This is a genomic window from Alcaligenes sp. Lyrl_28, from assembly GCF_051948705.1.
In the GTDB taxonomy this organism is placed as follows: domain Bacteria; phylum Pseudomonadota; class Gammaproteobacteria; order Burkholderiales; family Burkholderiaceae_B; genus Alcaligenes; species Alcaligenes ammonioxydans.
The window spans coordinates 77,482-102,711 of the sequence record NZ_JAYJLG010000004.1; the positions used below are offsets into that span (position 1 = coordinate 77,482).

Consider the following 25,230-nt stretch of genomic DNA (forward strand, 5'->3'; position numbering starts at 1 on the left):
ACAGGACAGATAAATGAGCAAGAGTATCGAGCTTTCTCCCGGCGCACTGACTTTGGCGCAACTGCGCCAGATCTGGCAGAAACCGACTGTTCTGACTCTGCCGGCAGAGGCGGTGGGGGCGATGGACGCGTCCTCGGCCATTGTGGCCAAGATCATCCGTGCAGGTCATCCTGCCTATGGCATCAATACCGGCTTTGGCAAGCTGGCCCAGCAACGCATTCCCGACCACGATCTGGAACAGCTGCAAAAGAACCTGATTCTGTCGCATTCCGTAGGGGTGGGTGAGCCGGTTTCCGATGCGGTGGCACGGCTGATTATGGCCATGAAGATTGCCAGTCTGGCGCGTGGCTTTTCGGGCATACGCTCGCATGTGGTCACGACCTTGCTGGATATTCTGAATGCGGGCGTGGTGCCTTTCATTCCGTCCAAAGGTTCGGTGGGCGCATCGGGTGATTTGGCACCCTTGTCGCACATGACCTTGACGCTGATCGGGGAAGGGCAGGCCAAGTGGCAGGGCGAATGGATGCCTGCCCAGCAGGCTTTGGCCAAGGCTGGTATCACCCCGATTGTGCTGGCCGCCAAGGAGGGGCTAGCCCTGATCAATGGCACGCAAGTGTCTACGGCCCTGGCATTGCATGGCTTGTTCCGCACCCAGACCTTGTTCCGCAATGCGATTTTGGCCGGAGCCTTGAGTGTGGACGCCGCCAAAGGCAGTGATGCGCCTTTTGATGCGCGTATCCATGAGGTGCGTGGACAGCCAGGACAGATTTACGCGGCCCGCTTGTATAGGGAGCTGCTGGCTGGCAGCCAGATTCGCCAGTCGCATCGGGACAATGACAACAAGGTGCAGGACCCCTACAGCTTGCGTTGCCAGCCCCAGGTGATGGGCGCGATCCACGATCTCATCACGCAAAATGAGCGCAGCTTGCTGATCGAGGCCAATGCCGTCACGGACAACCCGCTGGTATTCCCCGGCAAGAACGGTGAGCCCGATCAGGTGATTTCCGGCGGCAACTTCCACGCCGAGCCGGTGGCCTTCGCCGCCGACGGCCTGGCCCTGGCGATTGCCGAAATGGGTGCCTTGGCAGAGCGTCGAGTCGCGTTGTTGATTGATGCCAGCATTTCCGGTTTGCCACCGTTTCTGGTGCCTTCTGCCGGTTTGAATTCGGGCTTCATGATTGCCCATGTGACCGCGGCGGCGCTGGCTTCGGAAAACAAGTCCTTGGCACATCCTGCCAGCGTGGATAGCCTGCCTACGTCGGCTAACCAGGAAGACCACGTCAGCATGGCGACCTTTGCAGCGCGCAGACTGGAGGATATGGCACAAAATACCGCTGCAATTGTGGCGATTGAATTGCTGTGTGCGGCGCAGGGCATTGATTTTCATGCTCCTTTGCTGACTTCCGAGCGCTTGAGAAAGGTGCAGGACGCGATTCGTCAGGCCGTGCCTTTTTACGATCAGGATCGTTATCTGGCTCCCGATATCGAGGCCCTGAAAGCCCTGGTGCTGGACGAGAGTCTGGCTGACACGGCGGCCGACCTGTTTTAGGGTCCAGGGCGTACTCCCGAGCCTTGTTGTCTCCATGCCAGTGGCCCTGGCCCGGATGGGCGGAGCCAGGTTTTTTGCATAATGACGTGGCAGACAACCCAGTGAAAAACGACTGCGCCAGGCTTTGTTGACCGCGATGGCGAGCCAAGGACTGTCGGGCCGAGCGCGGACTAGGGCCTGCCGGGTAAGGCTTTCAGGCTCGTTTTTTCAGGCGCGGTCCAACAGCTGGCTCAGTGTGTCTTGATAGGCGGCAAACGCCGTTTCCTCCTGGGGGTGCTGGCCGTCGATCACACAGGCTTTGCCACTGACGAATACGTCGCGAATCGGATTGGTGTGGGCGCGCTCTGAAAAGACCAGGGCGGAGAGCCAATGTGATTGATCCAGTCCCGCCAAACTGGGGTGAGCCAGATCAATCACCATCAGGTCGGCCTGATGCTCGGGGGCAAGCTGCCCCGTGGCCCGCCCTGACGCCTGCGCCCCACCGCGGACGCAGGTCCCAAATAAATAGTCTGCGACATAGGGCTGTCGAGGCGAAGCCAGCACGTTGCGTTGCTGACGGCTTAAACGTTGTCCATATTCGAGCAGACGCAGTTCGGCGCGCCAGTCCACGCAGATGTGGCTGTCTGATCCGATGCCCAAGTGGCCATGGTCGGCCAGAAAAGCAGCGGCCGGAAACAGGCCGTCCCCCAGATTGGCTTCGGTTGTCGGGCATAGGCCCGCCACTGCGCCACTGCGGGCAATTTGCTGACGCTCCGGCTCGCCAATGTGAGTGGCATGAACCAGGCACCAGCGCTCGTCCACATTGAAGTTATCGTACAGGTAGGCGACCGGACTGCAACCCTTGAGCTCCTGGCACGCCAGCACTTCGGCCATCTGCTCGGCAATATGGATGTGAATCGGATGGCGGGAGGGCAGGCTATGCAGGCCGTCGATCAGCGTGCTGATGGAACCCACATCGGTGGCACGCAGGGAATGGGGCGCCACGCCATAGCGCCGGTCCACGTTCAAAGGGTGGCTGCTGTGCAAGGATTCCAGCAGGTACAGCAGTTGCGTGGGGCTGTTCAGGAAGCGCTCTTGGTCCGGTCGCGGTGCTTTGCGGCTGAAGTCGCTGTACTGATACAACACCGGCAGCAGGGTGATCGCCAGTCCGCTGGCGCTGGCCGCCTCCAGAATCCCTTGGGCCAGCAGACCCGATGGGCTGTATCGGCCTCCCTCACGCGGGTGATGCAGGTAGTGAAACTCGCAGACGCTGGTATAGCCGGCCTTGAGCATTTGTATGTAAAGCCAGTGGGCAATCGCATACAGGTGTTCAGGCTCCAGACGGGCGGCGAAACGGTACATCAGGTCGCGCCAGCTCCAAAAGCTGTCCTGGTCTTGTCCCCGAAATTCCGTCAAGCCTGCCATGGCACTTTGAAAAGCGTGCGAATGCAGATTGGGCATCCCTGGCAGCACGGCGCCCTGTGCCCGATACACCTTATCGCTCGCGTCCTTGGCGGGCGGGCAGGTTCCAGGCAGAACCTGCGTCAGCGTGCCGTGCATGTCCCAGCGCATCAGCACATCGGCTTGCCAGTGGCCGTCCAAATAGGCCCAGGGCGCCCACAGGGCTTCATGCTGTTGGACAGGGTTCATGATGACTCCTTGCGCAGATCGCGGCTGATGGCGCCTTGGTACACCACCAGGGCGCAGCGGGGCAGGCCCAGCCAGTAGACCAGTTCCGACAGTGACTCGATATCCCAGGCGACAAAATCGGCGCGGGACCCAATGCTCAGTTCTCCGCGGATGTCCGGGGCTCCCAGGGCCTGGGCGGCATGATGGGTGACGGCGGCCAGGGCCTCAGGCACCGTTAGCCTGAATAAGGTGCTGCCCATGTTCAGCATCAACAGAAGGGAGGTGCAGGGAGAGGTGCCGGGGTTGCTGTCGGTGGACAAGGCCATGGGTACGCCGTGCTTGCGCAGCAGCTCGATCGGGGGCAACTGGGTTTCACGCAGGAAGTAATAGGCGCCGGGCAGCAGTACGGCAACCGTTCCGGCTTCTTTCATGGCGAGCACCCCTGCTTCATCCAGATACTCCAGATGATCGGTGGACAGGGCGCGGTAGCGTGTCGCCATTGCTGTGCCCCCTAGATTGGAGAGCTGCTCGGCATGCATTTTTACAGGTAGTTTTAGGGCTTGGGCCGCTTTCAGTACGTGCTCGGACTGTCTCAGATCAAAGGCGATGCGTTCACAAAATACATCCACAGCGTCAATCAACCCCTCTTGTGCCAGGGTGGGCATCATCTGGCTGCAGACCTGATCCACATAGGCGTCGGTTTGACCTGCGAACTCCGGGGGCAGGGCATGAGCACCTAAAAAGGTAGTGCGCACTGTGACCGGGCGCAACTCTCCTAAACGCCGGGCCACGCGCAGCATTTTTCGCTCGCTGTCCAGATCCAGGCCGTAGCCCGACTTGATTTCGATTGCGGTCACGCCTTCGTCCAACAAAGCATCCAGACGACGCAGGGACTGGGCCAGCAGTTGCTCCTCGCTCAGGCAACGGGTGGCCTGAACCGTTGAAACAATACCGCCTCCCTGGCGGGCTATTTCCTCATAGGAGGCTCCGGCCAGCCGCAAAGCGAATTCCTGGGCTCGGGTGCCACCGTAAACCAGGTGAGTGTGACAGTCGATCAGGCCGGGGGTGACCCAGCGATTGTCCAGCTTGTGTACGTGTTTGGCCTGTTGCCATTGGGGGGGGAGTGCATGCCGGGGCCCCATCCAGACGATGCGGCCCGCTTGTTCGACCAGGCAGGCATCCTCAATGACGTGTTCGGGGTCGGCGCGGGGAGCCAGACGTAAATCAGTCCAGAGTGTGTAGTTCATCAGTCATTCCGTAGGGGCGATATACGCGTAGACCAGCGGGGCCGCGGCATGATCGGCGGTCAGTTGCAAGGAGACGGAGACAGAGGTGGAGCCGATCAGGGCCTGTTCTGCGGTCAGAGCCCAGCTTGCGGTTCCAGCCTGACATGTATAGCCGCCGCGTGGTGCGTACAGAAAGTGCGTGCCTGCCTCCAGCTGCACAGGAGTGTCGCGTCCCGCCCATGCCTGCAGACGGCCCTGGGCCCGGCCCCGGCGCACCATCAGATTCAAATCCTGGGTAGGGCCCTGCGCCAAGAAGCAGCTAACCTTGTCCTCACCCGCAAAGACATAGGGTTGGAGGGGATGCAGTGCATGGCGCTGTTCGTTGTGAATCAACTGCATGTGCTCGCCTTCGATGAGCAGGATATGGCGCTCTATACCGGGAAAACGGGAAAAATCACCGGAGGTCTGCACATGGGCCAGGCTAAGGCGCCAGTCAAAGCTTTCATATCCTGCTTGGGGGGGATGGCACAGGATCTCGCGTGTGGTGCCGCCCCCATTTTTCCAGTTTTGCACGGGCAGCTTACTGATGGTTAGCAGACCAAACAAAGTGCTTGGGTGGGGCTGGCTCATGGTGGCAGGGCTCCATGCGGATTTTAATTGTATATACAATAATGAAGTATAGACAAAGCGCGACGTTTGTCTGGGCCGAGAGCTTGTTTTTTCAGGGTAAATCCGGAGCGGATGCGCGTTGGCTACTTGCGCTGCAAGCCGCTTGGTGGCAAGGTATACGCTAATAAACCCGCGTCATAACTCATTCAAAGGTGCAGGATGCCTGGTTTTCCGGCATCCTGCGTTCATTGTTGCAAGCTATAAAGTTTGCATATGAAGTATTTAATCGTTCTTCTTCAGGACTTTTCCGAATCATGGATACCCTCTCGCAGCCTTTTACCTTTTCCCAACGTGCCCAGAAACTGAGTGGCTCCGCAATTCGTGAAATTCTCAAGGTCACGGCGCGACCCGAGATTATTTCCTTTGCGGGCGGTCTGCCCACTCCAGTCGGCTTTCCTGTCGAGGAAATGCAAAGCGCGTTCAACAAGGTATTGAGCGAGCAGGGGCGGACTGCACTGCAATACACCACGACTGAAGGATATCTGCCGCTGCGCCAATGGTTGGCTGAGCAGATGAGCGCCGAAGGCGCGCCCGTTCAGGCCGATGAGATTTTGCTGGTGAACGGTTCCCAGCAGGCGCTGGACATGCTGGGCAAGCTGTTCATTGACGAGGGTAGCAAGGTATTGGTGGAGTCCCCGACCTATCTGGGCGCTTTGCAAGCCTTGTCGGTCTACGATCCTTCTTTCGTCGCCATTCCGACTGACGGTCAGGGCATGATTCCCGAATATGTCTCGGCACCGGAGGCCATGGGCGCTCGTCTGTTGTACGCCTTGCCCAATTTCCAGAATCCGACCGGCTTGCGTCTGCCGTTGGAACGCCGCCAAGATCTGGTGGAGCGCTGCGCTGCGGCCCATATTCCTATTATCGAGGACGATCCCTACGGCGAGTTGCGTTATGCCGGCGAGCGCCTGCCCAGCCTGCTGTCCCTGGGGCGCAAGGCAGGCGCGACAGTGGTGCGTTTGGGCACGTTCTCCAAAGTGCTGGCTCCCGGCCTGCGCCTGGGTTACATCGTGGCCCCTGCCAAAATCATCGACAAACTGGTGCAGATCAAGCAGGCCACGGACTTGCACACGTCCACACTGACACAGATGGCGGTTTACGAAGCCGTACATAACGGTTTCCTGGAACAGCACCTGCCCAAAGTGCGCGATATTTACCAGAAACAGTGCGCCATCATGCTGGACGCCATGGACAAGAACTTCCCGGACACGGCCCAATGGACCCGTCCTGAGGGTGGCATGTTCATTTGGGTGACCTTGCCCGAGCACGTGGATGCCACGGCCCTGTTGCAAAAAGCCATTGAAAATCTGGTGGCCTTTGTGCCTGGTGAGCCGTTCTACGCGGGCAATGGCGTCAAGCGCAACACATTGCGCCTGAGCTTTGCGACCGTACCCGAGGAAAAAATTCGCGAAGGCATTGCCATCTTGGGTAAACTCATCAAAGAAGCCTGATCGCTATCTGACGGGCATGGGGCGCAGCCAGACGGGTTTGCGCCTTTTCAAGCGCTGGCTCAGCCAGCGTTGTGGTTTTCAGCGCCGCTTATTGCACTTTCTTGGCTCCCAGAGCGTGAACGGGTTTCTGGAATCCACCGCATACCCTCTGTCAGAGGGTATGCTTGTTTTCGGTCTATGGCCCAGGGCCTGGATTTGGGTTTTACCTCTATGACATCTCCATCCGCTTCGAAAGCCCCCCCGCGTCCAGATCTGTCTGATATGCGCCCCAACAATGATTGGGTAGCCCGCTATCTGCCTGCCTCCTGGGGGCCGTATGCCCGGCTGTGCCGCTTGGATAGGCCAGTAGGCACCTGGTTGACTCTGCTGCCCGCGCTTGCCGCTCTGGTGCAGGCCGCGGACGGACTGCCCACCTTGTGGCGTCTGGTGATCTTTTCCCTGGGCGCTTTGCTGATGCGCGGTATTGGCTGCTGCTTTAACGATATGGCGGATCGCAATTTCGACCATCAGGTCGAGCGTACCCGTTTTCGTCCCTTGACCAGTGGCCAGATCACCATGCGTCAGGCCGTGCTCTTCGTGCTGGCGCAAATGGCCGTGTGTGCCTTGCTGCTGTTGGCGATCAATGAATACAGCCGGTGGCTGGCGCTGGCCTTGTTCCCGATTGTGATGATTTATCCCCTGTGCAAGCGTTTTACCTATTGGCCGCAAGTGGTCCTGGGCATCTGCTTTAACTGGGGCATGTTGATGGCCTGGTCGGACACCCAGAACATGGTGCCTTTTGGTGCCATCCTGATGTGGGTGGGCGCGATTTTGTGGCAGGTTGGCTACGACTCCATCTATGCCTATATCGACATGGCTGACGATACCAAGCTGGGTCTGCACTCCACGGCGCTGCGTTTTCGCGAGGCAGGCAAGACCTGGATCAGCTGTTTTTACATTGCCGCCATGTTGTGCTGGCTGATCGGCGGTTATCTGCTGAACGAGCGTATTCTGTATTACGCGGTCATGGCGCTGATTGCGCTGCATCTGCTGTGGCAAATGCGGCATTTTGACGTGCGCTATCCCGAACGAGGCCTGCGCCTTTTCCGTGCCAACATCTGGGTTGGTGTCTTGCTGGTGGTGGCTGCTTTGGCCGGCACTCTCCGTTTGGCTTGATACGTATTCAAGCAATTTACGTAAAGTTTTAAAGGTTTGAAAAATGGCCTCTCCTCTTGAGTATGTTGCAACGGCGCTGTTTGCCATTGCCATCGTCCACACCTTTTCGGTTCCGGTGTTTGCACGCTTGGCCAATAAAGGCGGCAGCCATGCAGGGCTGTGGCACATGTTGTCCGAGGTTGAGGCGGTGTTTGGCGTGTGGGCCTGTGTGCTGGTGGCCTATATGGCTGTTTTTGTGGATTTACAGTCGGCGATTGAGTATCTGGAAGGGCGCAACTTTACCGAACCCATGTTCGTGTTTGCGATCATGGTGGTCGCGGCCAGCCGTCCCATTTTAGAGCTGGTGAACAAGACGGTGTCCGTCCTGGCCCGTGCGCTTCCCATGTCTGACAAGATTTCCACGTATTTCATTACGATTTCCGTGGTGCCTCTGGCCGGTTCGCTGATTACCGAGCCGGCCGCCATGACCCTGGCGGCGCTCCTGCTGCATAAAGCCTATTTCCGTCATCAAGGCCATGCCGGCTTCAAGTATTTGACCGTGGGTGTTCTGTTTGTGAACGTCTCCATCGGCGGCGTCCTGACGGCCTATGCGGCCCCGCCCGTCCTGATGGTGGCCAGTACCTTTGGCTGGGATACAGCCTATATGTCCACCCACTTCGGGTGGCGTGCGGTCGTCGCGGTGCTGATCAATGCCACGTTGGTCACGCTGGTGTGCCGCAAGGCCTTGCTGGAAATGGGCCAGGGCATGCCCCAGGAAGCCAAGACGCAGCGTTCCGTGCCTGTGACCGTCATGGCCATTCATGTGGCTTTTCTGGTTGCGATTGTCTTGGGCGCGCATCATCCAATTGTGTTCATGGCCTTGTTGATGCTGTTCATCGGCTATGCCCACTCGTACAAACACTACCAAAGCCCCTTGCTGGTGCGTGAAGGTTTGATGGTCGGCTTTTTCCTGGCAGGGCTGGTGGTGCTGGGTGGACTACAAAAGTGGTGGCTTCAGGATCTGCTGGGTGGTCTGTCGCCCACGGTGCTGTTCTGGGGGGCTACCGCCTTGACGGCTGTCACCGACAACGCGGCCTTGACTTACCTGGGCTCCCTGGTTGAGGGGACCTCGGAAATCTGGCGTTACATGCTGGTCGCGGGTGCGGTCACAGGGGGCGGTTTGACAGTGATCGCCAATGCGCCCAATCCAGCCGGTTTCTCCATTTTGAAAGGCAGTTTCCCGGACGGCGCCATCTCGCCGTTGCGCTTGTTGCTCAGTGCGGCCGCGCCCACCCTGGTTGCTGCCTGCCTGTTTCTGATCTGAACCTGGTGCCACCTTGCGCGGTGACTCTGGTGGGGTGCGAGTTCAGTGCGATTGAACGCCAAAAGGGCTAAAATCAAGCCAGAAGCGCTCCCGTGACGTGTTTGCGGGGGCTCGTTGAGCGGGGCGCCGGCTTGAAATGGGCAGGTGCCGCCCCCATTTACTGGTATCTCGAAATTTGTTTCGGCTTTTTTTAGTTAGGATGAGTCGTGCCAATCTATGCGTATAAATGCAGCTCGTGCCAATACGAAAAAGATGTACTGCAAAAAATGTCGGACCCCGTTTTAGAGGTTTGTCCAGAATGCAATCAGCCCACCTTTACCAAACAGGTAACGGCGGCCGGGTTCCAGCTCAAGGGTACGGGCTGGTATGTAACGGACTTCCGTAACCAGGGTGGCAGCAAGCCTGCGGACAGCGGCTCGGCATCCACGCCAGCTGCTTCGTCGGCGCCTGCGCCTTCAACGTCCAGTTAACACTATTTCTTATGCGCCCCTTCAAGCGTTATTTCGTCACTGGTCTGCTCATTTGGGTGCCCCTGGTCATTACAGTCTGGGTGCTGACCTTGCTGATCGAGACGCTGGAGAGCGTTGTGCCGGAGTTCCTGTCTTCGCAGGCCTTGTTTGGCCTGCGGATTCCCGGCTTTAGAATTTTGCTGGTGCTGGCGGTCTTGTTCGGCACGGGTTTGCTGGCGGCCAATTACCTGGGCCGTGCGATGGTGGATCGTTGGGAATTGCTACTTGGGCGTATTCCTTTGGTTCGTTCCATTTATAATTCGGTCAAGCAAGTCAGCGATACGGTGTTGGCACCCGACGGTCAGGCTTTTCGCGAGGCTGTCCTGGTGCAGTATCCCAGGGCCGGCTCCTGGACCATTGCCTTTTTAACCGGTACACCGGGCGGACAAGTGGCGCAGATACTGGGAGACGACTTTGTCAGTGTCTACGTGCCCACGACGCCCAACCCGACCTCCGGTTTTTTCCTGATGATGCCTCGGGCGGACGTTCACAAGCTCGACATGACGGTGGATGCAGCGCTTAAATACATCGTATCCATGGGCGTGGTCAGCCCTGTCGAGCCCATAGCCCTACCCCCAGTTTCTGACCAGCCTGCGGGCCCTGAAGGGACGCCCCCTTTGGCTGGAACCTGAATTTTCCAATTTGCAGTTTTTACTATTTCGGAGTCATCCTAGATGCGTACGTGTTATACCGGCGAGGTTTCCAAAGAATACCTGGGCCAGACGGTCAATTTGTTTGGCTGGGTACATCGTCGCCGCGACCACGGGGGTGTGATTTTCATTGATCTGCGCGACCGTGAGGGTCTGGCGCAGGTTGTGGTCAATCCTGACAACGTGCAGGCCTTTGAAGTGGCTGAGCGCATCCGTAATGAGTACTGCCTGCGCATTACCGGTCGCGTTCAGGCTCGTCCCGAAGGCACGGTCAATTCGGATCTGCGCTCGGGCGAAATCGAGATCGTCTGTGACGAAATCGAGATCCTGAACGCTTCGGTCACACCCGCTTTCCAGCTTGATGATGACAATCTGTCCGAAACCACCCGTTTGACGCACCGTGTCCTGGATTTGCGCCGTCCGCAAATGCAGAACAACCTGATGCTGCGCTACAAAGTGTCCATGCAGGCCCGTCGCTACCTGGACGACCTGGGGTTCATCGATATTGAAACGCCCATGTTGACCAAGAGCACCCCCGAAGGCGCTCGCGACTATCTGGTGCCTTCGCGTGTGAACGCCGGCGAATTTTTTGCGCTGCCCCAGTCGCCCCAGCTGTTCAAGCAGATGCTGATGGTGTCGGGCTTTGACCGCTACTACCAGATCACCAAGTGCTTTCGCGATGAGGACTTGCGTGCGGACCGCCAGCCCGAATTTACCCAGATCGACTGCGAAACCTCTTTCCTGAACGAAGAGCAGATTCGCGAGATTTTCGAGGGCATGGTCACACATATTTTCCGCACGGTGCAAAATGTGGAGCTGCCCAAGTTCCCCACCATGAGCTGGACTGAAGCCATGCAGCGCTACGGCTCGGACAAGCCTGATCTGCGCGTCAAGCTGGAGTTCGTGGATGTGGCTGACCTGATGCGTGAAGTGGATTTCAAGGTCTTTTCCGCACCGGCCAACGACCCAAGCTGCCGTGTGGTTGCCTTGCGCATTCCTGGCGGTGGCGCCATGCCCCGCAGCGAAATCGACGCCTACACCAAGTTTGTCGGTATTTACGGCGCCAAGGGCCTGGCCTACATCAAGGTCAACGATGTGACCTCGATTCCTGAGGGCCTGCAGTCGCCCATCGTCAAGAACATCAATGTAGAGGTTCTGAAGCAGTTGATGGAGCGCACAGGTGCTCAGAATGGTGACCTGATCTTCTTTGGTGCCGACAAGGCCAAGATCGTCAACGATGCGATCGGCGCGCTGCGTATCAAGATCGGTCACAGCGAGTTCGGCAAGGAAAACGGCCTATTTGAAGAAGGCTGGAAACCTCTGTGGGTGGTGGACTTCCCCATGTTCGAGTACGACGAGGGCGAGAACCGCTACTTCGCCGCTCACCACCCGTTCACCAGCCCCAAAGATGGTCACGAAGATCTGTTGGAAACCGATCCCGGCAAGGCCTTTGCCAAGGCCTACGACATGGTGCTGAACGGTTGGGAAGTGGGTGGCGGCTCGGTCCGTATCCACCGCGCCGATGTTCAAAGCAAAGTATTCAATGCCTTGAAGATTGGCCCTGAAGAAGCTCAGCTCAAATTTGGCTTCCTGCTCGATGCCTTGCAATACGGTGCGCCTCCACACGGCGGTCTGGCCATGGGTCTGGACCGACTGGTTACCCTGATGGCGGGCGCGGATTCGATTCGTGACGTGATCGCGTTCCCCAAGACGCAGCGTGCTCAGTGTTTGCTGACTCAGGCCCCCTCGGCGGTGGATGAGCAGCAACTGCGCGAGTTGCATATCCGTCTGCGGGCCGTGGACAACAAATAAGTCAAATCGGGGGACGGCGTGTCAGTGATTCGGGTAGTCAGCTACAACATTCACAAAGGACGCTCGGCTTCTGGCAAACGAGAGTCCTTGGCGGATTTGCGCCTGGGACTGTACGGACTGTCTCCCGACTTGCTGTTTTTGCAGGAAGTGCAGGGGCGCAACCAGCTGCAAAGCAGTCTGGACGCCCAGCATGAGTCTTTGGCTGCGGCCTTGCGCATGAATACGGCCTATGGCTGCAATGTGGTTCGTCCGTATACGGACCACGGCAATGCCTTGCTATCGCGTTTTCCTATCCTGCAGTATGAAAACCAGGATATTTCGGATCACCGCATGGAGCAGCGTGGTCTACTCCATGCGGTCATTGATATTGATGGCCGCCCGGTGCACTGCATTGTGGTCCACCTGGGACTGTTTAACAGTGGCCGGGTTCGTCAGGTGCAGGCGCTGCTCGATCGCATCAAGCGCATTGTCCCGGCCGATGAGCCGTTGCTGATTGCGGGCGACTTCAATGACTGGAATAACCGGCTGGCCCCGATTTTTGTGCAGCAATTGAACCTGTACGAAGTGTTTTCTTTCTCGCCTCGCGGACAGGTTGATAACCGTTTCCGCTTGCGCCAGCCCATCAAGTGGCTGCGTACCCGGCGTAAAAGCGGGTTGGTGGTGCCTGAGCAGGGCATACAACTGGGTGTGAACGGCGCAGCGCGCATGACGCCTCCTCCCCGCACGTTCCCAGCGGCATTCCCCTGGCTACGACTGGATCGGGTTTATCAGCGTGGTTTCGCGGTCCGTAATGCCCGTGTGCTGGTGGGGGACCCCTGGAAGCAGTTGTCTGATCATGCCCCTATCCTGACTGAGCTGGAGCTGCCCTGAAGGAGCTTTGCCGTTCAGTGGTTTCTTAACGCATAGGCCTTGCAAACATGCCGAGTCTGAAGCGCGATCCACTTTGGCACGATGGTAATCAGATCACCTTGCTGCAAAATGGGCAGGAGTTTTTTCCGGCTATTTGTCAGGCGATCGATCAGGCCACCAAGCGCCTGCATCTGGAAACCTATATCTTCAACCTGGATGATAGCGGTCACAGTGTTCTGGACGCCTTGCGTCGGGCCTGTGAGCGAGGGGTACGCGTGCGTGTGGTGATCGACGGCTTTGGCAGTGATGTCTATGCCTTGCAGATCGCTGAGCAGTTAAAGGCCATGCGAGCGCGTTATCGAATTTACCGACCCAAGCCCAAAGGATGGCGGGAGCCGCGTCTATCCCTACGACGTTTGCGCCGGTTGCACCGCAAGATGCTGGTGGTTGATGAGCGCATTGGTTTTGTGGGCGGCATCAATATCCTGGATGATTTTGATGAGGTGCCGCTAATCGATGGGAAGGGCAGGCCACGTTTTGATTTTGCCGTGCGCTGCGAGGGGCCGATCGTCGATGATATGGTGCGCGCCCAACAGGCCTTGTGGCTGCGCATGGCCTGGCGCAGACGCAAGGACTGGGACAGTTTTACGCAACGCTTCACCACCTGGCGCGAGTGGCGCAAACGGCGTCAGGCTCGCAAGAAAGCGCAGCAGGCCGGAGAGGTGTTCGAGGGGGTCCGGGCCACCTTGTTACTGCGGGATAATGTGCGCTATCGTCAGCAGATTGAGCAGGCTTACTTGCACCTGCTGGGCAAGGCGCAGCAACAGGTGATTTTGGCCAATGCTTACTTTTTCCCGGGCCGCAGCCTGCGGCGACGCATTGAGCAGACGGCACAGCGGGGCGTGCGGGTGCGTTTGTTGCTGCAAGGTCATGCCGAGTATTTTCTGCAATATCGGGCCTGTAGATTTATGTACGGGCAGTTGCTGGACCACGGCATTGAGCTGTACGAGTACAAGGCCAGTTACTTGCACGCCAAAGTGGCGGTCATTGATGATTACTCCATGGTGGGCTCATCCAATCTGGACCCGTTCAGCCTGTTGCTGGCGCGTGAGGCCAATGTCCTGATTCAGGATGCGCCGTTCACCCGGGATTTGCAGGCCAAGCTGGAATACGAAATCGAGCACAATGCCACGCGGGTTCATCAGGAACACTATCAGCGTCTGGGTTGGCTGAGCAGGCTGGTCGATTATCTGGCATATGGTATGTTGCGTCTGGGTGTGCTCTTGACGGGCAAATCGTCCTTGTACTGAGGTCGGTGCGGCTTTGCTCAGGCGGGGCTTTACCCATACAAGGAGTCGGCCGACGGGCCGCGCCTTATAAAATATTTCTTATACTTTAATAGTTTGGTCCCGAAGGACCGAGTTGACCGTAACCATAATTACTTTTACCCGGAGGGTGGACCACATGAAAACACGTGCAGCTGTTGCCTGGAAAGCGGGCGCGCCGCTAACGATTGAAGAGGTCGATCTGGCAGGCCCCAAAGCAGGCGAAGTGTTGGTCGAGATCAAGGCGACAGGCATTTGCCATACTGATTACTACACCCTGTCGGGCGCTGACCCGGAAGGTTTGTTTCCCGCCATTTTGGGCCATGAAGGTGCAGGCGTGGTGTTGGATGTCGGCGCGGGTGTCACCAGCCTGCGCCCTGGCGATCATGTAATCCCCCTGTACACGCCCGAATGTCGTCAGTGCAAATCCTGCCTGTCGCGCAAGACCAATCTGTGTACAGCCATTCGCTCTACCCAGGGCAAGGGTTTGATGCCCGATGGCACCTCGCGTTTCTCCATCGGCGGCAAACCGGTTCACCATTACATGGGCACATCGACCTTCGCCAACCATATCGTGGTGCCTGAAATTGCGCTGGCCAAGATCCGTAGTGATGCTCCGTTCGACAAGGTGTGCTACATCGGCTGTGGCGTGACCACCGGCCTGGGCGCTGTCCTGTTTACTGCCAAGGTGGAAGCGGGCGCCAACGTGGTGGTGTTTGGTTTGGGCGGGATTGGCCTGAACGTGATCCAGGGCGCCAAGATGGTGGGTGCGGACAAGATCATTGGTGTGGATATCAATCCCGAGCGCGAAGCCATGGCCCGCCAGTTCGGCATGACGGATTTTGTGAACCCCAATGACGTTGAAAACGTGGTGGACCACATTATTCAGCTGACTGATGGCGGTGCGGATTATTCGTTTGAATGTATCGGCAACACCAAGGTCATGCGCCAAGCCCTGGAATGCTGTCACCGCGGTTGGGGCCAGTCCATCATTATCGGCGTAGCCGAGGCCGGCGCTGAAATCGCTACCCGTCCGTTCCAACTGGTGACGGGCCGTGAATGGAAAGGCTCTGCATTTGGCGGCGCTCGTGGTCGTACCGATGTCCCCAAGATTGTGGACTGGTACATGGATGGCAAGATCAATATCGACGACCTGATCACCCACACCTTGCCGCTGGAGCGTATCAATGAAGGCTTTGACCTGATGAACGCAGGCAAGTCCATTCGTTCGGTGGTGATGTACTGATTGCGATCGTCATGAGGGGGCAGGCGTGCGCCCGCACCCTTTATCCCGGTCCAGGAGCGGTGGGAGGTCTTCGGGTGCTTTCACTGATCCTGGGCCGGATTTGCTATTGAGAACACGAGGGGGCTATGACTCAGACACTGGAACTGCTTAACGAACATCGCTGTTTTAATGGTTGGCAGCGCTACTACCAACACGCGTCGCAGACGATCGGTTTGCCCATGCGTTTTTCTGTGTACCTGCCGCCTCAGTTGCAGGCCCATGCCCAAAAGGGTGCGACCAATCTGGCCGAGGCCGTCGGCCAAGGCCGTGTGCCTGTCCTGTTTTTCCTGGCTGGGCTGACCTGCACAGAAGAAACCTTCATGATCAAGGCCGGTGCTCAGCGCTATGCTGCCGAGCACGGCATCATGCTCGTTGCTCCCGACACCAGCCCGCGTGGCGCTGGCGTGGAAGGAGAGAACGATGGCTGGGACCTGGGAACCGGGGCCGGTTTCTATCTGGATGCCACAGAACCTGGCTGGAGCACGCATTACCGCATGGAAAGCTATGTGAGCCAGGAGCTCTTTGATCTGGCCACGACCCTCTTGCCCGGCGATGCCAGTCGTGTGGGTATTTTTGGCCACTCCATGGGGGGCCATGGTGCCTTGACCTTGGCCCTGCGCCATCCCGGTAAATATCGCTCTGTATCGGCTTTCGCTCCTATTGCGGCTCCCAGCCGTTGTCCGTGGGGCGAAAAAGCCTTCGGTGCCTATCTCGGTCAGGACCGTCAGGCCTGGGAGCAGCACGACGCCAGTGCCTTGATGAGCAAGCGCAGCACCCCTTATCCGGCTGGTATTTTGGTGGACCAGGGCTTGAGCGATGGCTTTCTGGCCGAGCAACTGTATCCGGACGTCTTTGAGCAGGCCTGTGAACAGGCCAAGCAGCCTTTGACCTTGCGTCGCCACGAAGGCTATGACCACGGCTACTACTTCATTTCGACCTTCATTCAGGACCACCTGGACTTTCACGCCGAGCGCCTGTGATTGGCGGATAAACCAGGTCGCACTTTGTTGTTTTCATGTGGGCGTAAAGGCGTTACTCTCAGGCTGCCACGGTTTTCAGCTTGTTTGTGGCGTTCTGCCCACCGATTTATTGCAGTTTGACGCTAAAGAGTGAACTTTTTCTTGCTGCGACGCTCTTATTCCTGTATCTGAAATTTTTAGCACTCCAGAGCATCGAGTGCTAAACTCAATCATTGATGAAATGCGTTTTCCGCGGTTTGAGAGCCTTGCTCAGTGTTCTCGCCGGCTGACTTTTTAAGGATTTTCCATGACACAACAAGCGAACGCTTTGGCCCTGGCGTCTGGTAATGAACTGGTCGCCGCCGTGTCTAATCCAGGCGCACTGGGGACGATCGAAGCGTATATCTCTGCCGTTAACCGCCTGCCCATGCTCAGCGCCGAGCGCGAAACCGAGCTGGGTCAGCGCCTGCGCGACCAGGATGATCTGGATGCCGCGCGTGAATTGATTTTGTCGCACCTGCGTCTGGTGGTCTCCATTGCCCGTCAATATCTGGGTTATGGATTGCCCCATGCCGACCTGATCCAGGAGGGCAATGTGGGCCTGATGAAAGCCGTCAAGCGCTTTGATCCCGATCGCGGGGTGCGTTTGGTGTCGTTTGCCGTGCATTGGATCAAGGCCGAGATTCATGAATACGTCGTGCGCAACTGGCGCATGGTGAAAGTGGCCACGACCAAAGCCCAACGCAAACTGTTTTTCAACCTGCGTCGTATGCGTCCGGACGGACAAACCTTGGATACCGCGCAGGTCGATGCGATTGCGCGTGAGTTGGACGTGCGCCCACAGGACGTCAGCGAGATGGAAGTGCGCCTGTCGGGTCACGATATGGCTCTGGAGGCCCCGACCAACGACGATGATGACAATTTCGCGCCTATTTCCTATCTGTCCGATGAAGGACACGAGGAGCCGAGCCGCGTGCTGGAGCGCCGCGCTCAGGACATGTTGGAAGGCAGTGGCCTGGAAGAGGCGATCGACACGTTGGACGAGCGTTCGCAGCGGATTGTGCGCGCACGCTGGTTGCAGGATGATGGCGGTGCCACTTTGCACGATTTGGCTGCTGAGTTTGGCGTGTCGGCCGAGCGTATCCGTCAGATTGAAGTGGCCGCGTTCAAAAAGCTGCGCGTGGCGCTGTCTGCTGCCGTGTAAGCCGTTTTAAAGAGTTACAACTTTTCAGGGAAAAGGGCTGAACTTACGCTGATCTTCGCGGACTAAACAATACATTTGCTGATTTTTGCCACCTACGCATATCGGCATTTGCACGTCCGCTTCGGCTTCTCCTCTTCCCCTCCCTTTTGAAGCGGATGTTTACGGGACACCGACCAGGTGTCCCTTTTTTTGTCCTGATGCTGCTGCCGTTTGCCCAGCCGGGTCGGTCAGACCCGGATAGGGCTTATACGGAAGGCTCAGAAGGACAGGGCTGCGCGTAGCCAGAGGGTGCGGCCAGGGTCATTAAAGCGCGTGGCGGCGCCAAAGCCAAAACCGCTGTTACCGGCCAGATTCAAGTGTTCACCATAGGTTTTGTTGAACAGATTGTCGACACCGGCTGTCAGGGACAGATTACGGTTGATTTTGTAGCCTCCGTACAGCGACACCGTGCTAAATCCTCCGGTAGGCCCGAAGTCATAACCAACCACATTTCCCTGATCTTGAGCGTAGCGCGTCTGCTTGGCCACAATGCGCCAGATACCGCCTGCAGACCAAGGGCCGTGTACATAGTCCGCCGTTAAACGCAGATCCAGAGGGGGCATTTGTGGCAGAGCCCGACTGTCTGTGCGGTTGCTGCCCCAGGCATAGGCCAGGCTGCTGCCCAGCGTCCAACTGGGGGAGACTTTCCAGTCGGCACCCAATTCGCCACCCATAATACGAGCATTGACGTTGCGAGCCTGCGTTTTTCTGCCCATCATGCCGCCAGGCAGGTAGTCGAACAGGATGTAGTCCTGAATCTGGCCGAGGTAAGCTGAGGCCCAGGCCGAGACCGTGTCATCCTTGTACTGTGCGCCAATATCCAGTTGCGTGGTTTTTTCTGGTTGAATGCCCAGGAAGGCGCTGGGACTTCCCTGTGGGCCGCTGGCTGGAGAAATGAGCTCCCAGTAGTCTGGCATGCGCTGTACATGGCCGATACCGGCGTACAGGCTCAAGGGCAGGCTTGGCAGATCATGCTCAATACGTATAAAGGCGCTGGGCAGGGTTTCTTTGCGACGTTCGTTGGCACCGGGGTTGGGCTTGCTCATCATGCCGCTGCCCAGACTGGGACGCAGGTCCCGGGCGCTGGCCCAGTCCAGACGTGCGCCACCAATCAGACGACTGTTATCGTTCAGATCCCAACGCGCCTCGGTAAAGAGGCCGATATTGTCGAACTCCGCATCTTTTATCCAATCCTGATCACGGTAATCCTGCATACCCATACCGCTGCGCTTGCGATGGCGGCTGCGCATCACATCGGTACCGGTCGTCAGGGTCAAATCGTCGCGTAACGCCCAATCCACACTGATGCGTCCGCCCCAGGTCAGGCGATCCACATTGGAGGCCATGGGCATGGACATGCCAGCGCTGGGTTTGAAGGGGCGCAGCTCATAGTTGTCCATAACGTGATCGGCGTAGTTGTAGTAGAGCTGGGCCTCCACCTGGCGCACAGCCCCTTCCTGCATCTCTTTCTTGAAGCGTAGCCCCAGGTTTTCGCGCTTGAACTTCGTGCCGTCCATGCCACGTCCTGCGTAGCGGGCATACCCGTCGCCCGTACCGGCGCTAAGCTCCAGTAAAGTGTCGCTATCGGGTGTCAGCCCAATGGCGACATCGGTATTCCATTTTTTCCAGCGTGAGGGGACGCGCTCGCCGTCCCCATCCTTGTAGTCCTGCGCGCGGTCCTGGTTGGCGGTCAGGCGGGCATAGTAAGAGGCATTGCCGGCCGCGAAATCCACGTTTCCGGCGTGGCGTCCTGCCGACCCGCCTAGCAGGCTGGCTTCCAGCGTGGCATCGTTCTCGGTGAAACCGGGTGCTGTGCGCTCGAAACGTATCGTTCCGGCAGAAGCGCCCGGCCCCCAGCGTACGCTTTGTGGGCCTTTGATGATGGTCAGCTCATCAAAGGACTGGGGCGAAATGTAGGAGGTAGGCGCATCCATCCGGGACGGGCAGGCACCGGGCATGGCGCTGCCGTTGGTCAGTATGTTCAGACGCGAACCAAACATGCCGCGCAGTACTGGATCACCATTGCTGCCGCCATTGCGGATGGCGGCAAAACCCGGAATTGTTTTCAGGTAGTCGGTGCCGTCGCTGGCCGGCAAGGGCAGGCGGGGCAGCTTGGGGTTGGTACTAAATTGCAGGGGCGACTCGGGGGCCACACCTGTCACCACAATGGGGCTCAGTTGTTCAATAACGGTGGCTTGGGCCAGGGCCATAGAGGGCAGGCAGGCCAGAACACCGGCGCGGATCAGGCCGGGGCTTACTAGGTTCTTCATGACTAAATTCCAAAGCGCAGCCATCGTCCAGCGGCATACCCGCTTGGTCGAGAGCTGCAGGGCAGAGAAAGCGTAGCGGCAGCGCCGAACGCGAGGAATCAGGCAGGAAGAAGGAAGGGAGGAGCGCGTGGCCCCACGGGTGGGCCGCGAATAAAGGTTTGGGCCAGGGCCGGGTGGAGTGCCGGAAGCAACAAGGGCCGGAAATGGCCCAGGCTCAAGGGCGTCACGAGCGCGACAGGCGCGGGTGTCAGAGCCGCTTGCAGCATGACGCAGAATGGGCAGGTGGCGCTGGTGGTGGCCTGATCGGAGTGCGCTGTGGCGTCCTCGCCTAACAGGGCGGCCCAGTGTTGCGCCATTTCAGGTGGCAGGCTCTGTCCGGAAGGCAGACAAAAGGCCAGGGCATAGCCTTGATCGCCCTGTTTAGGCATATAGCCGGTTGGCACGACTCCGCGCAACACCACAGCCAGCAGCAACAGACACAGGCCCAGTCGATGGGGCCAGGCATGGGCGGCGAGGAAGGAGCGCGGAAAACTCATGATGCGAAAGTATAACCAGTTATGTCAGGGGCGAATTTGCGCTGGCGCAGGTTTTGAGTTGCCGCTTTACGGATGAGTGTGTGCCCCGGCACAGGCCAAAAAACGTAAATTTTGCGAGAAAAAGATAATTTGGCGGCTGTGGGCCGGGGAAAAAGCGCTATTCTGATTCCTGCGGAAAGCGGGGGGATTTTCCGTGCCGATCTGGCTTGCCCATGTCTGAATGCGTAGGCACATGCCAATCGGGTCAATGCCGATGACAAAGGATGTCGCGATGCACATTGGGCAGTTTGTTTTTGGACTGGCAGGCCTGTTGGGATTGGTCGCCTTTATGCCGCCTTTGGCTGGACGCCTGCGACTACCGTATTCCGTACTACTGGCCTTGATCGGCTTTGCGCTGGGCATCCTGCTGCATTTGCATGCCTGGGCGCCCAAGATGGTGTCGGACTTTCTCAATACCCTGCAGGCCTTCGACATCTCGTCCGAGACCTTTCTATACGCCTTTTTGCCCATCTTGTTGTTCGAGACATCGCTGGCCATGAACTTGCGCCGCTTGCTCGATGATATCGGTGCCATTTTGATGATGGCAATTGTGGCCGTGGTGGTCTGTACCTTTGCCGTGGGTTACGCCTTGAACGCGGCGTCGTCTTATGGACTGGTAGTCTGTTTGATGTTGGGCGCGATTGTGGCCACGACAGACCCTGTCGCCGTGGTGGGCATCTTCCGTGAAGTGGGCGCACCCAAACGGTTGTCCACGCTGGTCGAAGGGGAGGCCCTGTTTAACGACGCCGCTTCCATTGCTCTGTATTCCGTGCTGCTGGCGGTGCTGACCGGAGGTGGTGAGTTAAGTGGTAGTACGGTGCTGGGCAGCTTCCTGTTCAGTTTTCTGGGTGGGGGGATCTCGGGCTTCTTAATGGGACGGCTGGCCAGTGGTCTGTTTGTGCTCTTGCGGGGTTGGCCCGCTGCTGAAGTAACCCTGACCATTGCCTTGGCGTACCTGGCCTTTTTTGTATCCGAACACTATCTGGGTGTGTCGGGAGTGGTCGCTACCGTCATTTCCGGTTTGGTGGTGGGTTCCACGGGTCGCACCCGCATGTCGCCCGCGACTTTCGAACTGTTAAGCAGCTCCTGGACCCAGATGGGGTTTCTGGCCAATTCCCTAATTTTTCTGTTCGCCGCCATGTTGATTCCGCGCCTGATGGCAGAAATCACCTGGATGCAGATTGGTCTGGTTGTATTGCTGTTTGGGGTGACGCTTCTGGCACGTGCTGCGATGGTGTTTGGCGTGCTGCCTCTGTTGGGCCGTACTCGCTTTGGCACTCGGGTCAGTCGACCTTACCGGGTGGTGATTTTATGGGGCGGGCTGCGCGGAGCAGTCTCCCTGGCGCTGGCCTTGGCGGTTACGGAACAACACGCCATTCCGCATGATGTGCGCCAGTTCATCGGTGTGGCCACCACGGGCTTTGTGCTGCTGACCCTGTTTGTGAACGGGATCAGCTTGCGGCCCTTGATTCGTCGTTTGGGTTTGAATCAGTTGACACCGCTGGAGCGCCATTTGCGCGATCAGGCGGTGAGTCTGGCGCTGGAAGAGCTGCGCGACAAGACCGAGGAACTGGGGCGGCAAGAGCAGATCAAGCCACAAGTGATCGAGCGCCTTTGTACGGTTTTTGAGGCCAGTCAGGCCGGTGTGGCGTCGGGCCAGATTCAAAGCCTGACCGAGGCACAGAAAATCAAAATGGGCATGGCGATTTTATCGGCCCGCGAGGTGGAGCTGTTTTACGAGCTGCTGAAATCGCAGATTGTGGATTGGAAAACAGCCGAGGCCCTATTGAGCCGGGCCGAACGCATGAACGATACAGTGAGGCTGGCCGGTTTGGCCGGTTTTGAGGCGGCGATTGCAACAGACCTGCGCTATTCGCGTGGTTTTCGTACCGCTTTGCGTCTGCATTATCTGTTTGGTTTGCAAGGCTGGCTGGTACGCGAACTGGATAAACGCTTCTCCAATCTGATCGCCAAACGCTCGGTGGCGCAGCGTCTGATTCGTTTTGCCGAGACTGAATTGGCGCCCTTATTGGGGAAACAGGCGACCGGTACGATTGTGCAGGCCCATAAGTTACGTTTGTCTCAGCTGGAAGAGGCCCTGCACTCCCTGACCCTGCAATACCCGGTGTTTGCGCAATGGTTGCAGGAATCCTATCTGGCGCGTGTGGCAGCCTCGCAAGAGCGGGCGCACTATCGCACCATGCTGTCGCATTCCCTGATTACCAGCGAGATGTATGCGGATCTGGTCAAACAGATTACGCAACGCTGGCGCTATCTGGATGAGCGTCCCACTCTGGACATGACCATGAGCGCCATGGAGCTGATTGCGCAGGTGCCCATGTTCGACGGCATCTCCGAGCAAGCCAAAAAAGAGCTGGCTCGACGCTTGCGCCCACGTCTGGCGCTGCCAGATCAAAAGATCCATTTGCGCTATGGCGGCATGCGTGCCATGTTCTTTGTGGCGTCCGGGGCGCTGGAGTTGACCTTGCCTGATGGCAGCCTGGTGGAACTGGGGACAGGGCAGACGATTGGTGAGGTCAATGTTGTGGAGCACAGCGATCACGTTGGTGAAGTGCGCTCCCTGGGCTATAGCCGCCTGCTGATGCTGACCGAGCGTGATTTCGATACCTTGCGTGGCAAAGATCCCATCTTCAGTGAAAAGATCGAGGCCGTGGTGCGACAGCGCCAACGCGCGTATCAGGTCTGGCAGGAATTCGAGTCCGGCCAGCGTCAGCACGAAGAATTGCCACCCTTGTTTGGTTTGGCGCATGCCTTGAGCGAGGCAGAAAACTTTGTGGGCCCGCCCTTGCCACCTGATTGGGAACGGACAGTAGAAGCCTAGTCGAAAAAAACGGGTCTGCTGTGACCCGTTTTTTTGGCGGACGGTTAAATAAGCCGCACCCAATGATCTATCAGCAAGGCCCCAAACAGAACCGCCAGATAAATAATGGAGAAGCGGAACAGCTTGCGGGACAGTTCATCGCTGTAGTTGCGGTGCAGTTGATGGGCATATTGAATGAAACGTGCGCCCAGCACGATGGCAGCCACCAGATACAGCACGCCGCTCATGCGGATGACGAAGGGCAGCAGGCTGGAGGCCATCAGGATGTAGCTGTAGAGCAGCACATGCAGCGTCGTAAAAGTCTTGCCGTGGGTGACGGGCAGCATGGGCAGCCCCGAACGCTGGTAGTCGTGCTGGCGATACAAGGCCAATGCCCAGAAGTGGGGGGGCGTCCAGATGAAGATAATCAGCACCAGCAGCCAGGCTTCTGCCGGTACGGCGTTGGCAATCGCTGCCCACCCCAGAGCGGGGGGCATGGCACCGGACAAACCGCCGATCACGATGTTTTGTGGGGTCAGGGGTTTGAGGATCACGGTATAAATCACCGCGTAACCGATGAAGGTGGCCAAGGTCAGCCACATGGTCAGCGGATTCACCCAGTAATACAGCACCAGCATGCCTATGCCACCCAGCAAACCGGACATGGCTAGGACTTGAGGTGGGGTAATGGTGCCGCGGGCAGTACCGCGACGGGCAGTGCGCAGCATGCGGGCATCAATCTGGCTTTCGATCAGGCAGTTGATGGCAAAGGCGGCGGCAGCCAACATCCATATGCCCAGTGTGCCGGCTACGACTGTGCCGGGATCGGGCAGGCCGGGAGCAGCCAGAAACATGCCGATAACGGCACAGAAAACAGCCAACTGGGTGACGCGCGGTTTAGTCAGTACCAGATATTGGCGCAGGAGCGAGGCGGGAGCCAGGGTGGCGGTGTTTGTCATACTGTATTCCTTGGGGGACAGTCGACTTGCGGGAAAGCCGTACCAACAGGGTGACGCAGCATAAAACGAGACCGGCAGCTCCCCCATTATGCAGGACGGCAATCAAAAGAGGCCATTGAAAAAAGATCGTGGTTAACCCCGTGACGAGCTGGGCCAGCAAGAGCAACAGCACCCCGGTGGCGGGGCGACGCAAGACAGGATCGGCGCGCAATTTCCAGGCGACCGATCCCAGAACCAGAAAGACAAGAAAGGCCATATTGCGATGAACCCAGTGAATGGCAGTCAGTGCGGCCTGGGAAATCATTTCACCGGATGGCAGCTCGCCCAGCGCACGAAACAGTGAAAATCCGCCGTGCAGGTCCATGTCGGGAATCCATTGGCCGTGGCATTGCGGAAAGTCCATGCAGGCCAGTGCCGCGTAATTGGTGCTGACCCAGCCGCCCAGCCCAATCTGAATGGTCAGAAGGAGAAAGGCACCGATCAGCCAGGGTCGCCAACGACGGGTGGACGACAAGACAGGTGGGCCAGGATTCTCGCGGGCAGCCAGCCAGGTCATCAAGGCCAGTACGCTCATGCCGCCCAGCAAATGGGTGGTGACGATAAGGGGCATTAGCTTGTGGGTAACCGTCCAGGCGCCAAATGCTCCTTGCACGCACACCGCCAGCAAGGTGAACAGAGCCAGCCGGGCGGAGTGCCCCAGGGCGTGACGATGTCGCCAAGCCATCCAGACGATGGCAATAATCAGCATGCCCAAGGCCGCGCCCACATAACGGTGAATCATCTCGATCCACGCCTTGCCCCAGCTGACTGGGCCATAGGGCATGGCTTGATAAGCTTGTTCGATATGTGCACCTGCGCCCAGCGGCGTGAGCTTGCCATAGCAGCCAGGCCAGTCCGGGCAGCCCAGGCCGGAATCGGTCAGGCGCACAAAGGCGCCGAACATGATCAGGTCCAGGGTCAGGAACCAGGTCAGGTAGACCAGCTTGCGGTAGCGATGGCGGATATCGGTCAT

General features: G+C 58.2%; 20 protein-coding genes. 13 read left to right on the forward strand and 7 right to left on the reverse strand.

Going from position 1 to position 25,230, the window contains the following annotated elements; translation table 11 throughout:
• The first annotated feature begins 13 nt into the window (after positions 1–13).
• Entirely contained in the window at positions 14–1,549 is a 1,536-nt protein-coding gene (hutH, locus tag VF694_RS10995) for a histidine ammonia-lyase (RefSeq protein WP_003805206.1), read from the forward strand.
• 207 nt (positions 1,550–1,756) lie between these two features.
• Here hutH and VF694_RS11000 read toward each other — a convergent pair whose 3' ends face one another.
• Genes VF694_RS11000 through VF694_RS11010 form a run of 3 tightly spaced genes read right to left on the reverse strand, consistent with a single transcriptional unit; the run spans position 1,757 to position 5,013 of the window.
• The gene (locus VF694_RS11000; protein ID WP_336579992.1) at positions 1,757–3,178 is read right to left on the reverse strand and encodes a formimidoylglutamate deiminase; all 1,422 of its coding nucleotides are present in this window, start codon (positions 3,176–3,178) and stop codon (positions 1,757–1,759) included.
• Complete coding sequence (gene hutI / locus VF694_RS11005; protein ID WP_131071064.1) at positions 3,175–4,404, reverse strand: imidazolonepropionase; 1,230 nt, start codon at positions 4,402–4,404, stop codon at positions 3,175–3,177. The genes VF694_RS11000 and hutI overlap by 4 nt, the downstream gene beginning before the upstream one ends.
• A 3-nt stretch (positions 4,405–4,407) precedes the next feature.
• A complete protein-coding gene (locus VF694_RS11010) occupies positions 4,408–5,013 on the reverse strand; it encodes a HutD/Ves family protein (protein WP_131071063.1) in 606 nt (201 codons plus the stop codon).
• Positions 5,014–5,306: 293 nt separating this feature from the next.
• Between VF694_RS11010 and VF694_RS11015 the strand changes: the two genes are divergently transcribed.
• From VF694_RS11015 to rpoH, 11 genes are all read left to right on the forward strand, one after another.
• The gene (locus VF694_RS11015) at positions 5,307–6,503 is read left to right on the forward strand and encodes an aminotransferase-like domain-containing protein (protein WP_003805199.1); all 1,197 of its coding nucleotides are present in this window, start codon (positions 5,307–5,309) and stop codon (positions 6,501–6,503) included.
• Positions 6,504–6,713: 210 nt separating this feature from the next.
• Positions 6,714–7,658 (forward strand): 4-hydroxybenzoate octaprenyltransferase, encoded by a 945-nt coding sequence (gene ubiA / locus VF694_RS11020; protein WP_440164360.1) that lies wholly within the window; start codon positions 6,714–6,716, stop codon positions 7,656–7,658.
• Positions 7,659–7,701: 43 nt separating this feature from the next.
• Positions 7,702–8,961: a putative Na+/H+ antiporter gene (locus VF694_RS11025; protein ID WP_003805195.1), complete on the forward strand. Its 1,260-nt coding sequence runs from the start codon at positions 7,702–7,704 to the stop codon at positions 8,959–8,961.
• 206 nt (positions 8,962–9,167) lie between these two features.
• On the forward strand, positions 9,168–9,431 hold the full coding sequence (locus VF694_RS11030; RefSeq protein WP_003805193.1) for an FmdB family zinc ribbon protein: 264 nt from the start codon (positions 9,168–9,170) through the stop codon (positions 9,429–9,431).
• Between the two features lie 11 nt (positions 9,432–9,442).
• Positions 9,443–10,102 carry a DUF502 domain-containing protein gene (locus VF694_RS11035; RefSeq protein WP_003805190.1) on the forward strand — a complete coding sequence of 220 codons (660 nt, stop codon included), beginning with the start codon at positions 9,443–9,445 and terminating at the stop codon, positions 10,100–10,102.
• A gap of 42 nt (positions 10,103–10,144) precedes the next feature.
• Positions 10,145–11,932 carry an aspartate--tRNA ligase gene (gene aspS / locus VF694_RS11040; protein ID WP_003805188.1) on the forward strand — a complete coding sequence of 596 codons (1,788 nt, stop codon included), beginning with the start codon at positions 10,145–10,147 and terminating at the stop codon, positions 11,930–11,932.
• A gap of 18 nt (positions 11,933–11,950) precedes the next feature.
• Entirely contained in the window at positions 11,951–12,802 is an 852-nt protein-coding gene (locus VF694_RS11045) for an endonuclease/exonuclease/phosphatase family protein (RefSeq protein WP_003805186.1), read from the forward strand.
• A gap of 47 nt (positions 12,803–12,849) precedes the next feature.
• A complete protein-coding gene (gene clsB, locus VF694_RS11050) occupies positions 12,850–14,091 on the forward strand; it encodes a cardiolipin synthase ClsB (protein WP_003805185.1) in 1,242 nt (413 codons plus the stop codon).
• A gap of 154 nt (positions 14,092–14,245) precedes the next feature.
• Positions 14,246–15,352: an S-(hydroxymethyl)glutathione dehydrogenase/class III alcohol dehydrogenase gene (locus VF694_RS11055; RefSeq protein WP_003805184.1), complete on the forward strand. Its 1,107-nt coding sequence runs from the start codon at positions 14,246–14,248 to the stop codon at positions 15,350–15,352.
• Between the two features lie 125 nt (positions 15,353–15,477).
• On the forward strand, positions 15,478–16,371 hold the full coding sequence (gene fghA, locus VF694_RS11060; RefSeq protein ID WP_440164363.1) for an S-formylglutathione hydrolase: 894 nt from the start codon (positions 15,478–15,480) through the stop codon (positions 16,369–16,371).
• Between the two features lie 286 nt (positions 16,372–16,657).
• Positions 16,658–17,554, forward strand: a complete 897-nt coding sequence (gene rpoH, locus VF694_RS11065; protein WP_003805180.1) for an RNA polymerase sigma factor RpoH — start codon at positions 16,658–16,660, stop codon at positions 17,552–17,554.
• Between the two features lie 257 nt (positions 17,555–17,811).
• On the opposite strand, the gene VF694_RS11070 is transcribed toward rpoH, so the two are convergent.
• Both VF694_RS11070 and VF694_RS11075 read right to left on the reverse strand, forming a co-directional pair.
• Positions 17,812–19,863, reverse strand: coding sequence for a TonB-dependent copper receptor (locus VF694_RS11070; protein WP_059318097.1), 2,052 nt, complete (start codon positions 19,861–19,863; stop codon positions 17,812–17,814).
• A 98-nt stretch (positions 19,864–19,961) separates the two neighbouring features.
• On the reverse strand, positions 19,962–20,399 hold the full coding sequence (locus tag VF694_RS11075) for a DUF2946 family protein (protein WP_003805177.1): 438 nt from the start codon (positions 20,397–20,399) through the stop codon (positions 19,962–19,964).
• Positions 20,400–20,670: 271 nt separating this feature from the next.
• Here VF694_RS11075 and VF694_RS11080 point away from each other — a divergent pair, with 271 nt between their 5' ends.
• Positions 20,671–23,280, forward strand: coding sequence for a cation:proton antiporter (locus VF694_RS11080; RefSeq protein WP_059318099.1), 2,610 nt, complete (start codon positions 20,671–20,673; stop codon positions 23,278–23,280).
• A 44-nt stretch (positions 23,281–23,324) separates the two neighbouring features.
• Here VF694_RS11080 and cyoE read toward each other — a convergent pair whose 3' ends face one another.
• Both cyoE and VF694_RS11090 read right to left on the reverse strand, forming a co-directional pair.
• A complete protein-coding gene (gene cyoE, locus VF694_RS11085; RefSeq protein ID WP_059318100.1) occupies positions 23,325–24,218 on the reverse strand; it encodes a heme o synthase in 894 nt (297 codons plus the stop codon).
• Entirely contained in the window at positions 24,157–25,230 is a 1,074-nt protein-coding gene (locus tag VF694_RS11090; RefSeq protein WP_336579987.1) for a COX15/CtaA family protein, read from the reverse strand. The genes cyoE and VF694_RS11090 overlap by 62 nt, the downstream gene beginning before the upstream one ends.

Bases quoted from the DNA above. Each gene is read 5' to 3' on its own strand.
- VF694_RS11000 (WP_336579992.1), bottom strand. From the start codon at position 3,178: ATGAACCCTGTCCAACAGCATGAAGCCCTGTGGGCGCCCTGGGCCTAT.
- hutH (WP_003805206.1), top strand. From the start codon at position 14: ATGAGCAAGAGTATCGAGCTTTCTCCCGGCGCACTGACTTTGGCGCAA.
- fghA (WP_440164363.1), top strand. From the start codon at position 15,478: ATGACTCAGACACTGGAACTGCTTAACGAACATCGCTGTTTTAATGGT.
- aspS (WP_003805188.1), top strand. From the start codon at position 10,145: ATGCGTACGTGTTATACCGGCGAGGTTTCCAAAGAATACCTGGGCCAG.
- VF694_RS11075 (WP_003805177.1), bottom strand. From the start codon at position 20,399: ATGAGTTTTCCGCGCTCCTTCCTCGCCGCCCATGCCTGGCCCCATCGA.
- VF694_RS11080 (WP_059318099.1), top strand. From the start codon at position 20,671: ATGCACATTGGGCAGTTTGTTTTTGGACTGGCAGGCCTGTTGGGATTG.
- VF694_RS11070 (WP_059318097.1), bottom strand. From the start codon at position 19,863: ATGAAGAACCTAGTAAGCCCCGGCCTGATCCGCGCCGGTGTTCTGGCC.
- VF694_RS11090 (WP_336579987.1), bottom strand. From the start codon at position 25,230: ATGACCGATATCCGCCATCGCTACCGCAAGCTGGTCTACCTGACCTGG.
- clsB (WP_003805185.1), top strand. From the start codon at position 12,850: ATGCCGAGTCTGAAGCGCGATCCACTTTGGCACGATGGTAATCAGATC.
- VF694_RS11055 (WP_003805184.1), top strand. From the start codon at position 14,246: ATGAAAACACGTGCAGCTGTTGCCTGGAAAGCGGGCGCGCCGCTAACG.
- VF694_RS11035 (WP_003805190.1), top strand. From the start codon at position 9,443: ATGCGCCCCTTCAAGCGTTATTTCGTCACTGGTCTGCTCATTTGGGTG.
- VF694_RS11010 (WP_131071063.1), bottom strand. From the start codon at position 5,013: ATGAGCCAGCCCCACCCAAGCACTTTGTTTGGTCTGCTAACCATCAGT.
- hutI (WP_131071064.1), bottom strand. From the start codon at position 4,404: ATGAACTACACACTCTGGACTGATTTACGTCTGGCTCCCCGCGCCGAC.
- VF694_RS11015 (WP_003805199.1), top strand. From the start codon at position 5,307: ATGGATACCCTCTCGCAGCCTTTTACCTTTTCCCAACGTGCCCAGAAA.
- rpoH (WP_003805180.1), top strand. From the start codon at position 16,658: ATGACACAACAAGCGAACGCTTTGGCCCTGGCGTCTGGTAATGAACTG.
- VF694_RS11025 (WP_003805195.1), top strand. From the start codon at position 7,702: ATGGCCTCTCCTCTTGAGTATGTTGCAACGGCGCTGTTTGCCATTGCC.
- ubiA (WP_440164360.1), top strand. From the start codon at position 6,714: ATGACATCTCCATCCGCTTCGAAAGCCCCCCCGCGTCCAGATCTGTCT.
- cyoE (WP_059318100.1), bottom strand. From the start codon at position 24,218: ATGACAAACACCGCCACCCTGGCTCCCGCCTCGCTCCTGCGCCAATAT.